Consider the following 12,400-nt stretch of genomic DNA (forward strand, 5'->3'; position numbering starts at 1 on the left):
TTTAGAATATATAAATTACACCGACGCCGACCTCGGCCTCATAGTTACTGCGGGCGATGGGGCTGTCCCGCACCTCACTGCTAAAGTACTCAAACAGTGCTTCGCCATAAAGCTGCCAGTTGTACTGCAGTTCATAACGGAAATTGTAATTAACGCCGACGGAGCGTAAACCACTGCTTAGTTGGGTTTCATTGAGGCCTGAAGCAATAGCCTGAGCTGGGTTGATGCCAAAACCTTTGTTGGCATATTCACTATCGTGCACAACCACCACCAGATTCAGCTCAGCACCAGTACCGTCCTGTTGGTCACCGAAGCGACGGCCTACCCCAAACAAGCCGAGATTGCCGTCACTACCACTGACGATTCGTCCCACCAGCCAATAGCGCCAATCGACATCTAAGGCGCGACGCGCCTGCAGCACCAGTTCAACGCCTTCGTCCTGCTCACCAAGTCCGGCCAAATGACCTTCATCTGAATCGCTTTCTTTTCGGCCTTCATCAAAGCCAACCAGAGCCTCGAACAACCAGCTGTCTGCCCGGACGCCACGCCAGCCGAGCGCTTCACCGGCAAAAAAATACACATCATTACCATTTCGCCATTGCAGACCTCCGGCCGGTTCGACCTCGAGACCAAATTCGTCGGAACCTTCATAGGCAGTTTCATATTCAACCCCTAGACCGAGGCCTAAACTCCAGCCATTTTGGCCTCTGGAGAAATCGTCAACTGAAGGTAAAGGCACCAAAGCGGTTTTGCTGTCGCCGGCGAATGCAGTTTGACTAAAAACGGGCAGCACCAGTAAAGCCCAGAGGAAAGCGGTGAAGTTTTTCATATCAATTTTTCCTTTGGATAGTGGAGTTTTTGTCAGCAGACTGCTGGGTTGTACTTGAACACTCTGTCGGCAGATCATAGTTCCGGTAACTCGCCAACAAAAATATCTACCTGAGTTAAATCCAAAGCCAATCCGGCGTACATCTAAGTTTCAGCACCTAACTTCACCTAACTTCAGAGGAACCACAAATGCTGAAATTTTCTGTCAAAACTCTCGCCACCACACTGCTGTTTGCGGCGCTGTTGCCCGCCGCGACGGCGGCAAACCTGACGCCGGCGGCGCTGCATCAGGCACTCAGCCAAAAAGATACTGAGTTTTTCGAGCGCGGTTTTAACCAATGTGATTTGGCATATCTCGATGCCAATGTCAGCGCAAAGCTGAAGTTTTACCATGACCGTGGCGGTTTTCAGGACAAACAACTCTTTATGCAAAGCGTCCGGCAAAACCTCTGCAGCGACCCGGCGCATAAACCTATCCGTAAACTGACCGCCGGCAGTTTGCGCACTTTTCCGCTCTATAACGACAATGTGTTGTACGGTGCTATCCAGCATGGCGAACATGAGTTTTATCTGCGCGAGCCCGGCAAAGCTGACCGGTTGACCGGCACGGCCCGCTTTACTTCAGTCTGGCTGAAACAAGGCGACGACTGGCAGCTCAGCGATGTGCTTAGTTACGACCATCAGGACCCGGTTGTCAGCGCGCCTGAAACTGTGGCGACCAGTACTAACAACAAAATCGCAGAGCCAGCTGCATCCTTTATCGAAGGCTTACTGAAACAACATCAGGTACCGGCATTGGGTCTGGGTTTAATCAACCAGGGCAAATTGCAGTCGGTGCGGGTCTATGGTGAATTGCAACCAGGCGTTCCAGCCCCGGCCAATACGCTGTTTAAAGTGGCGTCACTGACCAAGCCGATTGTCAGCCTGCTGACGTTGCGACTGGTCGCCGCCGGTAAACTGAACCTCGATGAACCGCTGGCGCGTTATTGGGTCGACCCGGATATTAAAGCCGACCCGCGTCATCTGTTATTAACGCCGCGATTAGTGCTGACGCATCAGACCGGTTTTGCCAACTGGCGTTACCTGAAGCCAACTAAAAAACTGCAGTTTCAGTTTCAACCCGGCACCAGGCACCAGTATTCCGGCGAAGGCTTTGAATATCTGCGCAAAGCACTGGAAGCGAAATTTGGCCAGCCACTGGAACAGCTGGCTAAGCAGTATGTGTTCACACCGGCCGGTATGACGGATACGCATTTTTACTGGACGCCGGCAGTCGACGAGCAGCGTTATGCCCGTAACCACGACGCCAAAGGCCAGCTGCTGCCACTGGAAAAATATGCCACCGCCAATGCCGCGGCCAACCTGCTGACCACAGTCGAAGACTACAGCAAGTTCCTGCTGTTTGTGCTGGCGCAGCAACAAGAGATGCCAGCTCTTTACCAGCAAATGCAGAGTATTCAGGTGCCGCTGAAAGCCAATAATGGCGTTGGCCTTGGCTGGGAAATCTTCACAGGCTTCTCCGGCGGCGAGTCAATGTTATTGCATACCGGTAAAGATCCGGGCGTGTCCACCGCCGCCATGCTGTTTCCGCAAAGCGGCAATGGTTATGTGATTTTTATGAATGATGACAACAGCATGCCGGTGCTTGAACAACTGCTGCCACAGTTGTACCTTGGCGCTGAACTGTGGCAACGAAAATAAGCACAACTCATGACCGGACAAGAGTGGGCAGAGATCCTCGTACCTTTCATCTCCTTCAGCGCGCTGATCGCGCTGTTGGGGTTGTTATTGCTGTACAAGTACAAGAAAAAGCAGCTGTTTTTGCAGATGGTTGAACGGTCGCTGCACCAGCAGGCGCCGCTGTCACCGGAGACTATCCGCGAAGTCGCCCGCCAGTTTTTTTCTGCCAACCGCGACTTACGCAAAGGTATTTTTTTGCTGGTGCTGGCGCTGGCTATTCTGGCTTTTTCCTATCTGGCCGATTTCCCGAAACGTGGCAATCTGGATTTAAATGACGCGCTAAATGGCATTGCCATGTTACCAGGCCTGCTCGGCCTGGCGTTTTTATTGCTGGCCTGGCTTGACCGCCGGCGGCCCGGTTAAGCGGGCACTGTGTCGCAAATACCAGCAAACAGGCAAGCGCTGCAACAGGCATCAGTCGACCAGCTGGTCGCAATTGTGCAGGTGGCCGGCGACAGCGCGGCTTTTAGCGAATTGTTTGGCCGGTATGAGCGCAAACTGCGGGCGTTTTTGTTGTATAAATCCAGCGACAGCAAATTTGAAGTCGATGATTTAATGCAGGAAACTTACGTCAAAGCTTTCCTGCATATCGGTCAGTATCAGCAGCAGGCCGAGTTTTCCACCTGGCTGTTACGCATTGCCATCAATGAGTTATTACAGGCCAAACGCGCCCAAGGCATTTTCGCCCGGTTGAAACAACGCTGGTTTCACAGCGAACCGGAAGCACAGAGCCATAACGACCAAAGCGCTGCGCAGCGTGATGCGGCAGCGTTATTGGCACATCTCAGTGATGTACAGCAGCAAGTGTTTGTTTGTGCTGAATTTTATGGTTATTCACAAAGCGAAATTGCTGAAAAATTACAGCTGCCGCTTGGCAGTGTCAAAACCTATATGAAACAGGCGCGTGAAGCGCTCGACAGGATAAACCGCTGATGCTGAAACTAAAATGGCAACACCGACTACGGCTCTGGCTCTGGCAACACCGCCGCCTGCTGGTCCTGAGCAGTGCAGCGCTGTTGGCGATGACGTTGCTGTTGGCCGGCAACATTCTGTGGCTGGCACTGCCGGCCATCGCGCTGCCACTGCTGAGCGCCGGGCAACTGGCTATCGGCGGCTTCGCCGTGGCGCTGGTGCTGATCCTGGCGGATTAAACCCGCACTAAACCACGAAACCCACGCGCGGCGTAATAAGAATCGGCGCCGTTGTGGTAGACAAACACCTGGTCATAACGCCTGTCACCAAACAGCGCCCCGCCTAGCTTGCGAATAGCAGCTGGTGTAGCAATCCAGCTCGAGGTTTTTTGATCCACCGCCTTGATGCTTTGCAATAAGCGGTATTGCTGTTCGTTTAACAGCTCAATGCCAATCTGCGCAGCCATTTCATCGATACAACCGGCCGGTTTATTGGCTTTGCGGCCATCCAGTGCCTTGCGGTCAAAACATAAACTACGCCGGCCGCTTGGGCTTTCGGCCGAAAAATCACAAAACCACAATTCGCCGCTGTTCACGTCCAGCGCCAGCAAATCCGGCTCACCGCCGCTGGCCTCCATCGCGACCAACACTTCGAGTTTGGCCGGCGCGGCTTGCAGGCGAACAAGTACCTGCTGCCAGCTCAGGCCCGGATGTCGGTCTGGCTGCTGTGCAAAACGTTGTTGCAGGATTTGCAGCTGGGCTGCGCACTGATTCGGATCCATCAATACTCTCCTTTGCTAAATTGCCTTAGGTGCTGACAATACATCTCAGCACCCTGATGAGTGCTGATGCAAGCTCGCCCACATTTTGGGCGTAGTGCCAAAACACTGTTTAAAATGCCGGTGCAAATGGCTCTGATCGGTAAAACCACAGCTGTAGGCCACCTGAACCAGCGGCAAACCGCGTTCTATCAGGGCTTTGGCCTTCTGCAGCCGTTTCAGGATCACGTAGCGGTAAGGTGTAGTGCCGTACAATGCCCTGAAATCGCGGGTGACTTGCCACTTACTATATTGGGCAATCAGCGCCAGCTCATCCAGTGTGATCTCAGCAGGCATGCAGGAATCGATGGCAATGATATCGTCAATATATTCCCGCACCCGGCACATTGCATGGTAGTTGGCGGTGGTGTGCCGGCTGCTGTTACTGGTGTTTTGCGCCAAACAGCAGGCAAAGGAATAAATCAGCTCCTGCTGCTCTAAGGTCTCCAGTGGCCGGTCAAACTCCGCTAACAAGGCGCCGGCGATACGGACAAACAGCGGATCTTTGGTCACGCCGCTGGGTAAAAAAGGCAAACTGGCACCTTGCAACACTTGTTGCACCTCGACCGGATTGATAGTGATAGCGCGGTAGGCAAACGGACTTTCAGTGCCGGCCTGGCCATCATGCAGTTCGTCCGGGTGCAGGATCACCACCTCACCGGGCAATGAATGTCGCAGCTGCCCACGATAATGAAAACTTTGCACGCCGGCTGTGGTTAAGGCCAGGGTATAAGTATCATGACGATGCGGCGCATACGCCAAACCACTGAAACAAGCTTCGAATCGCTCAGTCTCCCCGGCGGCGCGTTTTACCCATCCCTGGGTTTTTCTCATCGGGCTGATACTCCTTCATATGGCTTTGCAGCGCAATATCGTGCAATAACATGCAGAGTGATGGCTTTACTATATCGCTGAATGTAAACAAATTGGAAATTGAATATGCTTTATGGACTCAAACGGTTTTTGCTCTGGACGCTGGCAATTGCAGCTGTGGTCGCCATTGCGGCCATAGTTGCCGGGTTTTCCTTTCGCGCCGGTTTAGGTACGCCGACCGAACAGTTTCGCGAAAAGGCAGTCTATGCCCCCAACGGCGTGGTCAGCACCAGTCAGCCGCTGGCCAGTCAGGCTGGTTTAGCTGTGCTGCAACGCGGCGGTAATGCGATAGATGCGGCTGTGACGGCCGCTGCGGTATTGAGTGTGGTCGAGCCTTATATGACCGGCATTGGTGGCGACATGTTTGCCATGGTCTGGCTGGAAAAAGAGCAGCGGCTGGTCGGCATCAACGGCAGTGGCCATGCCGGCGCGTTAATGACCTTTGACGCCATTGCCAAGCGTGGACGTATTCCCGGTGAAGGCCCGCTGTCCATCACACTTCCCGGTGCTTTATCCGGCTGGGCCAAACTGCTGGAAGCCCATGGCACTATCACCCTGGCGGAAGCGCTGGCGCCGGCCATCGCACTGGCCGAACAGGGTTTCCCGGTATCCAAAGCCACCGCCAGTGAATGGGCTTTGTTTGAAGGACAAATCAACTGGGACCCGGGCGCCCGCGCCACTTTCCTCATTGATGGTAAACGGACGCCCGCAGCCGGCGAATGGTTTACCAACCCAGATTATGCCAACTCGCTGAAACTGATTGCAGCGCAGGGACCACAAGCACTGTACGGCGGCCAGCTGGGCGACAAAATTGCCGCCGGTGTCCAGGCGCTGGGCGGTTTTCTCACTGCAGCGGATTTTGCCAATTACAGTGCTGAATGGGTCGAGCCGATGTCGGTATCCTTTCAGGGTTACCGCTTATGGGAATTACCGCCGAATGGTCAGGGCATTGCAGCCTTAGAAATGCTGAAGATCTTAGAGCCTTATGATTTGGCCGCGATGCAGCACAACTCCGCCGACTATTTGCACCACTTGATTGAAGCGAAAAAACTGGCCTACGCCGATTTGGAACATTTTGTTGGTGACCCGGCTTTTATGCAGATTAAGCCTGAGCAGTTACTGTCAGACGAAGTGATAACACAGCGCCGGGCATATCTTGATGCCAACAAAGCGCTGCCAAGAGCAGCACCGGAACCGTCGCTGACCACCAGTGATACCACTTATTTAACTGCTGCAGATAAAGACGGCAATATGGTGTCTTTTATTAATAGCCTGGCCGGCCCTTTTGGTTCAGGCATTGTGGTGCCGGGCACTGGTTTTGCACTGCAAAACCGCGGCGTCGGCTTATCAGCGCAAGCGGGCAGAGCCAATACCGTCGCACCGGGCAAGCGGCCTTTTCATACCATTATCCCTGGCTTCGTCACCAAAACCGACGCTCAGGGCAAACAGCAACCCTGGTTAAGCTATGGCATTGTCGGCGGGCCGCAGCAACCGCAGGCGCATGTCCAGGTGCTGCTGAATATGCTGTTGTTTGATATGGATATTCAGGAAGCTATCGACGCGCCAAGGTTCCGGCATTGGGAAGACAACAAAGTGAGTTTTGAACAGGCGATCCCGCAAAGTACCGTCGAACGCTTATATAGCATGGGCCATGCACCGCAAAACCCGCTGATGGCCACAGCGCAGGGCTTTTTTCATGGCAATAGTCCTGGATTGATCTTTGGCGGTGGTCAGGGCGTGATGAAAGCAGAGAAAGGTTATGTCGCCGGCTCTGATTCCAGGCGCGACGGCGTTGCAGCAGCGTACTGAAAAAAGTACCTCAGGCGGCGAACGCTGAGCTTGCCCGATAAAAAAACTGCCAGCGGGCTGGCAGGTGTAAACACACGAGTTGCAGGACAATGCAAAAAAACGGGCAATACAAAGGTCACACCAGGGTCAAAGACCCGGCGGATAGCGCCGGGTCCGGGTTCTTCTGACAAAGTTACCGCGGTTTAGTCAAAGCTGACATTAAACCGGACACCAAAAGTACGTGGAGCCTGCCACATGTAATTCGGCACCGGGTCGCCGTGGGTACGGCCCTGGTCGCTTTTAATGTCGCGGTCTGACACATTGTTGATAAAGGCTTCTAAGCTCCAGTCGGCGTTGACCGGCTCGTAGCTCAGGCTCAGGTCCAGCTTGCTGTACGCGTCTTGCCGGTCGATGTCGGCGGCAAACGGCAGATTACGGAAACCGGCCGGTCTGTCACCGCGGTTGGCCGGGTCAAACCAGACTTCTGACGAATAACTCAGGCGTGCCCGCGGTTTTAACGTGGCGCCGCTTTGCAGGCCAAACTGATGCTCGTAACTTAACGAGGCACTGAATTCCGGTGCCAGCACTAACTGATTGCCGGAAAAATCCAGCAGGTTTGGCTGACTGGCCACGCCTGCCGATGGGTTAAACAGTTTGCCATCGCCGCCGTATTTCGAATCTGTGGTCAGGAATTCGTCGTAGGTCGCATCCAGCAATGATGCCGACATACTCAGTTCGCCATTGCTGCCGACCAGATAACGGCCTTCCAGCTCCAGACCATTGATGGTGGCTTTACCGGCGTTGGTTTTACGCAGCAAATCAGCACCGGTCGCGGTCACGACATTACTGGTCACCTGCAGATCTGTGTATTCAGTGGAGAACAAAGTGGCGAACAGCTGCAGGCTCTTGTCAAAGAACATGCCTTTCATGCCGAGCTCAATACTCTGGTTTTCTTCCGGTGCTACATAAGCATTGGTGCCGGCCGCTTCGTCGTTGTTGGCGGCGATAATGGCATTGAGCGCCGCCTGGTCAAACGGACCTGTGCCTTTGTAAGTGGCGCCATCCTGAATAGTGCCGGATTTAAAGCCAGTGGCGTAAGAGCCGTACAACATGATGTCGCTGCTCAGGTCATATTCCAGCCGCGCCATACCGGTGGTTTTGTCCCACTCCGGGCTGGTGTCGTTATAAGTATCGACCCAGCATTGCCCCGGCTGCACCAGAAACTTATTCGGCGCCAGACCACCGAGCAGGTTAGCAGGATCAGCGGCATTATTCGGGAACACCGTCAGTGCTTTGGTTTCAGTGCGTTTGACGTCCGGGCACATAATATTGCGGCCGCCGCGGTCCCAACGTTCATCTTTGGTGTAACGCAAACCGGCACTGAGCCGCCAGTCGTCATTCAGGTGATAAGTGCTTTGTGCGTACAGGCTGTTAGATAACAAGCCGCGGTCCGGCTGACGATAGGTGGACCAGAGGTTTTTATTCGGCGTTTTGCCGCCTTCATAGTCAGTGCCAGGATGCACAATATCAAAATGCGTCAGGTTGTTTTCTTTGAAGTAGAAATAACCGACCATCCATTGCAACTGCTCGCCGTCAGCGTTTTTCAGCTGCAGTTCGTGTTGTACCGCTTCATGTGTACATTCGACACAACCGCCCCACTCGTATTTGGTCAGGCTCCAGGTGCGGTCCCACACCGACACACGGCTGGAGTCGGTATAACCACCGATATAAGAGGCTTCAACACCGGAATCAAAGCGATAGTTGATACGGGTGCGCAATGAATCAATCTGGAAATCGTTGTAACCCGGTTCCTGTACATAAGAACTGCGGTCTGAGCCACCGGTCAGCGTTGGGATTTGACCTGTACCTTTGTCGGTGAAATTTTCATAAGAGAAGGTCCAGTCGATATTGTCGGCCGGCTGGTAAAAAGTGCTGATCCGCGCCGCGGCTAAATCAGTTGAACCGTATTTATCACCCAAAGCCGAACCCGGCAGGAAATCCACCACGCCTTCGGACTGATCCGACGCTGCTGCGACGCGCACAGCAAAGGTTTCGCTGAGTGGCATATTCAGTGCCGCGCGCACCGCTTTGCGGTCATAGTTGCCCAGCGTCACTTCAGCGTTGCCTTCAAAACCGTCCAGCCGCGCTTTGGCGGTATGTAAGTTCACCACCCCACCGGTGGCGTTACGGCCAAACAAAGTGCCTTGTGGGCCACGCAGAATTTCAGCGCCTTCTAAGTCAAACATCAATGCGGACGCGCCTTGCGAACGGGCGGAATAGACGCCGTCAATGTGGAAGGCTACCGCCGGGTCGCCACTTTCAGTCTGGTCAGAAGAACCAATACCGCGGATGTACACCATGGGTGTGTTCTGCGTGCCGTTCTGGGCAATTTGCAGACTCGGCACTATGCCCTGCAGGTCATCGAGCTGCAGCACATGGTTTTCGTCCAGCGTTTTCTGGTCAAAGGCAGTCACCGCCAAAGGCGTTTCCCGCAAGGTGGTGACCCTTTTGGTCGCAGTGACGGATATGACTTCAATCTCGCGTTCGGCGTTTTCGCCGGCTTGTTGCTCTTGTGTTTGCGCCAGTGCCGGCACTGTGCCGGTCAGCAGCAGACTGGTAAATAGCGCCAGTGGGCGGAGTGCGAATGTATTCACTTGTTGATACCTATCCTGTTGACGGTGGAATCGCCAGCCTGACAGCGCAACCAAATATCAGTTTGGTGTTGCATTGCCGGCCAATCTGTTGGTATGGCAGTACTCAAAGCAACGAGAACCGGCATTTATCTGCTCAAAAAGCCAGATTTAGCATCAGTTTTTACCTGCCGCGCTACTGAGTTCGGCTAAATTACCTACAACAAAATGTTAGCGCAACCATTTTATGAAACAATCTTAGAAATTTGCGATAAATATCTGCCTGCCACACCACCGACCATAGCAAGTCGCTACGTCAGTCTTGGCGCTAAAGATGCTGAGATAATCACGGAGAAAATCAGAGATTTATGCCGTTAACTGGCTAATGATTGCGCAATCAGCAGCCAATTAAACCACTGATTGCGGCAAATGTTACGGTCGATGAACGGGTGTGGTTCAGAGCGGATCGGCGCTGCCATCGTCCAGCAGGCGGAAATACTGGCCATCACGGATCAATAATCCCTCACTGCTGCGCGGGGGGATACTGCCGCGATAATCCCGCGGCTGACGCACGTTGATGGCAACAACCTTGCCGGCGAACAAACTATGTACCCGCCGCTGCGGCGTATGCCCGACCACCACGGCGCTGGCGCCGAAGCGGGCCAAAGTCTTTTCCACTTCATCCTGGGTTAAATCGGCCTCAAAATAGCCGCGATACCAGGACGGACCGTCGCGGGTGGATAACAGCAGGTCGTTGGCTTCGGCGTTTTTCTTCGGATAATAGGCCGTGCGGTAATGCGCCCGGACTATGGTATTCAGCTCTTCCAGCGAATAATTCAGCGTCGCCAACTTGGGATGCAAACCACCATGCACAAACAGCTGGCCGTTGATCAGTTCCGCTGTATTTTTACTGGCCAGCCAGCGGCCAAGCAAACTGTTGTCGTCATATAAATCGGCTTGCTGTTTGCCCAGCACAGTCGCGACAAACTGATACTTTTTGTCTGCCGCCTGAAAATTACCCTGCAGGTTTTTGATTTCGTGGTTGCCCAAAATGTAATGCACAGTGCCGCCCTCTGCCCGCGCCGCCTGTTCCAGCTGATAAATCAGCCACAGCACCTGCGTGGTGGAAGGCCCGCGGTCGGTCATATCACCCAGCAATACCAGATGACCTTTGCCAAAGGTCCAGTTCAGCTCTTGGTCAATCACCTGATGCGCCTGCAAAAAATCGCGCAGCGTTTTATAGGCACTTTCAATATCGGAAATCGCCAGAATAGGCTCGTTGTCCTGATAACGCACTGGCGGTGAGATAAAACTGCCATCCGGCCGCCGGTCCGGGCTGCTGCCGTTGATGGTCAGGGCAACATGATCATCTTCCAGCGGAAAATACACCTGCGTCTTTGCTGTGGCAGTCACAGGCAGGTTTTGCTGCTCCAGGTAAAAGCCGCTTTCGCCATCGCCGCGGATAAAATTCAGCTGCATCTGGTCGCCGCTAAAAAACACCTGTGGGCCTTCACCGCCGACTTTATAAGCGCGGCGGTCGTCGCCGTAATCAATATCGATACTGAAGAACACCGCAAGGCCAAGCGCCAAAGCCAGCAGCAACAGGCTGGTGATGCAAAAATGTTTCAGATAAATCCAGATGAGTTTCATCACAAATTCCTTTTCTTAGTGCCCATTACATATGTTGCTTCAGCACCCGCAGCACTTTGCGGGTCAGTAGGGCAACACCAACAGCCAGCAATGCTGCCACCGGCACTATCCACCAGCCCATCACTTCAGGCGTGGCCATCGGCGGTACTGAGACAAAACCAACCACAATGCTGTTGCCATGCGGCGTCGACCAGACACCAACCGACTCAGGCAACAGGAATTTCGCCCCGGCGACAAATAACAAGCTCAGCGCCGTGCTGAAACCAAATACCGCCATGGCGAAATACAGACTGGCAGTGACACTTTTTTTCACGCTTTGAATAGCGCGAAAGCCACGTGGCGGCGGCGCGCCTTCTTCGATATGCGCGACATACAACGCTGCCAGCTGGCGTGCATCGCCGAACCCCCGCAGAATTTCTGCCACGTCAGCGGCTTGGTCAGCGGCAGTTTTCTGCTCCAGCACATCAAACAAATGGCTTTCAATTTCACGGATCACTTCCTGCGCTTCATGCGGGGCAAGCCGGGACAAATAACGACGTAAATCATTGAGATAACGATGGATCATCTCGTTATTGTGCAATTCTGCTGCAGACATCTCAGACTCCTGTATTCGGTAGCGGTTGCGGGCCCGGGTTGGCCAGCAGCCATTCAATATCGCTGACTGACTGGCGCCAGAACCGGGTCAGATCGGTCAGCTTTTGGTTGCCAAGCGGCGTCAGTTGATAGTACTTACGCGGCCGGGTCTCGCCTTCCTGCACCCACTGCGCATCGACCAGTTCGTCACGTTTCAGCCGGTCCAGCAACGGATATAAAGTGCCTTCAGTAATGGTCGTCGAAGGCAAACTTTGCAGTAATTTCAACAGCTCCAGCCCATATAAAGTGCGCTGCTGCAGCGCCGCCAGAATGGCCAGCTCCAGCGTGCCTTTGCGCAGCTGCACCGCCCATTTTTCCATCACATCTTCTGTGGAGTTCATCATTCACCTGCGTAGGCCGGCGGGCCGGCATTGCTATGTATTCAGAAATACCTTGCAATACAAGGTATGATGCTGAGCATAGTTTCACCTGATGAAAAGATCAACAATCTTTTTAGTACCCAATGGAAAATCGCAGGGGCAAAACGTGATTTCGTTTGGCGTGTTTAGTGGTGTAGCCATGAAAGAGG

12 protein-coding genes are annotated in these 12,400 nt (G+C 53.7%); 5 read left to right on the top strand and 7 right to left on the bottom strand.

The genetic code is table 11. From position 1 onward, the window contains the following. Position 1: 1 nt before the first annotated feature. Positions 2 to 829: a MipA/OmpV family protein gene (locus tag ABNT34_RS09035; RefSeq protein WP_348730813.1), complete on the bottom strand. Its 828-nt coding sequence runs from the start codon at positions 827 to 829 to the stop codon at positions 2 to 4. Positions 830 to 1,017: 188 nt separating this feature from the next. On the opposite strand from ABNT34_RS09035, the gene ABNT34_RS09040 reads away from it, so the two are divergent. The 4 genes from ABNT34_RS09040 to ABNT34_RS09055 are packed head-to-tail and all read left to right on the top strand — an operon-like array spanning position 1,018 to position 3,719. Beyond that, the gene (locus ABNT34_RS09040) at positions 1,018 to 2,529 is read left to right on the top strand and encodes a serine hydrolase (protein WP_348730815.1); all 1,512 of its coding nucleotides are present in this window, start codon (positions 1,018 to 1,020) and stop codon (positions 2,527 to 2,529) included. A 9-nt stretch (positions 2,530 to 2,538) separates the two neighbouring features. Then, positions 2,539 to 2,931: a DUF6249 domain-containing protein gene (locus tag ABNT34_RS09045; RefSeq protein WP_348730817.1), complete on the top strand. Its 393-nt coding sequence runs from the start codon at positions 2,539 to 2,541 to the stop codon at positions 2,929 to 2,931. A 9-nt stretch (positions 2,932 to 2,940) separates the two neighbouring features. Beyond that, positions 2,941 to 3,501, top strand: coding sequence for an RNA polymerase sigma factor (locus tag ABNT34_RS09050; RefSeq protein ID WP_348730819.1), 561 nt, complete (start codon positions 2,941 to 2,943; stop codon positions 3,499 to 3,501). Further along, positions 3,501 to 3,719: a hypothetical protein gene (locus tag ABNT34_RS09055; protein ID WP_348730821.1), complete on the top strand. Its 219-nt coding sequence runs from the start codon at positions 3,501 to 3,503 to the stop codon at positions 3,717 to 3,719. The genes ABNT34_RS09050 and ABNT34_RS09055 overlap by 1 nt, the downstream gene beginning before the upstream one ends. Here ABNT34_RS09055 and ABNT34_RS09060 read toward each other — a convergent pair. Continuing rightward, positions 3,716 to 4,261: a DUF4256 domain-containing protein gene (locus ABNT34_RS09060; protein WP_348730823.1), complete on the bottom strand. Its 546-nt coding sequence runs from the start codon at positions 4,259 to 4,261 to the stop codon at positions 3,716 to 3,718. The two genes, ABNT34_RS09055 and ABNT34_RS09060, sit on opposite strands and share 4 nt — an antisense overlap. A 45-nt stretch (positions 4,262 to 4,306) precedes the next feature. Beyond that, positions 4,307 to 5,131: an AraC family transcriptional regulator gene (locus tag ABNT34_RS09065; protein WP_348730825.1), complete on the bottom strand. Its 825-nt coding sequence runs from the start codon at positions 5,129 to 5,131 to the stop codon at positions 4,307 to 4,309. Between the two features lie 105 nt (positions 5,132 to 5,236). Here ABNT34_RS09065 and ggt point away from each other — a divergent pair, with 105 nt between their 5' ends. Next, on the top strand, positions 5,237 to 6,979 hold the full coding sequence (ggt, locus tag ABNT34_RS09070; RefSeq protein WP_348730827.1) for a gamma-glutamyltransferase: 1,743 nt from the start codon (positions 5,237 to 5,239) through the stop codon (positions 6,977 to 6,979). A 182-nt stretch (positions 6,980 to 7,161) separates the two neighbouring features. Here ggt and ABNT34_RS09075 read toward each other — a convergent pair whose 3' ends face one another. From ABNT34_RS09075 to ABNT34_RS09090, 4 genes are all read right to left on the bottom strand, one after another. Continuing rightward, positions 7,162 to 9,612 carry a TonB-dependent receptor gene (locus ABNT34_RS09075; RefSeq protein ID WP_348730829.1) on the bottom strand — a complete coding sequence of 817 codons (2,451 nt, stop codon included), beginning with the start codon at positions 9,610 to 9,612 and terminating at the stop codon, positions 7,162 to 7,164. A 432-nt stretch (positions 9,613 to 10,044) separates the two neighbouring features. Then, complete coding sequence (locus ABNT34_RS09080; protein ID WP_348730831.1) at positions 10,045 to 11,238, bottom strand: metallophosphoesterase; 1,194 nt, start codon at positions 11,236 to 11,238, stop codon at positions 10,045 to 10,047. A 25-nt stretch (positions 11,239 to 11,263) separates the two neighbouring features. Further along, the gene (locus ABNT34_RS09085) at positions 11,264 to 11,833 is read right to left on the bottom strand and encodes a hypothetical protein (protein WP_348730833.1); all 570 of its coding nucleotides are present in this window, start codon (positions 11,831 to 11,833) and stop codon (positions 11,264 to 11,266) included. Between the two features lies 1 nt (position 11,834). After that, positions 11,835 to 12,215: a PadR family transcriptional regulator gene (locus tag ABNT34_RS09090; RefSeq protein ID WP_348730835.1), complete on the bottom strand. Its 381-nt coding sequence runs from the start codon at positions 12,213 to 12,215 to the stop codon at positions 11,835 to 11,837. Positions 12,216 to 12,400: the final 185 nt, after the last annotated feature.

Source organism: Rheinheimera texasensis (assembly GCF_964031785.1).
Taxonomy (GTDB): domain Bacteria; phylum Pseudomonadota; class Gammaproteobacteria; order Enterobacterales; family Alteromonadaceae; genus Pararheinheimera; species Pararheinheimera texasensis_A.

What these genes read in the sequence shown, in the direction of transcription:
- ABNT34_RS09035 (WP_348730813.1), bottom strand. Translation starts at nt 829, where the DNA reads ATGAAAAACTTCACCGCTTTCCTCTGGGCTTTACTGGTGCTGCCCGTT.
- ABNT34_RS09040 (WP_348730815.1), top strand. Translation starts at nt 1,018, where the DNA reads ATGCTGAAATTTTCTGTCAAAACTCTCGCCACCACACTGCTGTTTGCG.
- ABNT34_RS09045 (WP_348730817.1), top strand. Translation starts at nt 2,539, where the DNA reads ATGACCGGACAAGAGTGGGCAGAGATCCTCGTACCTTTCATCTCCTTC.
- ABNT34_RS09055 (WP_348730821.1), top strand. Translation starts at nt 3,501, where the DNA reads ATGCTGAAACTAAAATGGCAACACCGACTACGGCTCTGGCTCTGGCAA.
- ABNT34_RS09060 (WP_348730823.1), bottom strand. Translation starts at nt 4,261, where the DNA reads ATGGATCCGAATCAGTGCGCAGCCCAGCTGCAAATCCTGCAACAACGT.
- ABNT34_RS09065 (WP_348730825.1), bottom strand. Translation starts at nt 5,131, where the DNA reads ATGAGAAAAACCCAGGGATGGGTAAAACGCGCCGCCGGGGAGACTGAG.
- ggt (WP_348730827.1), top strand. Translation starts at nt 5,237, where the DNA reads ATGCTTTATGGACTCAAACGGTTTTTGCTCTGGACGCTGGCAATTGCA.
- ABNT34_RS09080 (WP_348730831.1), bottom strand. Translation starts at nt 11,238, where the DNA reads ATGAAACTCATCTGGATTTATCTGAAACATTTTTGCATCACCAGCCTG.
- ABNT34_RS09085 (WP_348730833.1), bottom strand. Translation starts at nt 11,833, where the DNA reads ATGTCTGCAGCAGAATTGCACAATAACGAGATGATCCATCGTTATCTC.
- ABNT34_RS09090 (WP_348730835.1), bottom strand. Translation starts at nt 12,215, where the DNA reads ATGATGAACTCCACAGAAGATGTGATGGAAAAATGGGCGGTGCAGCTG.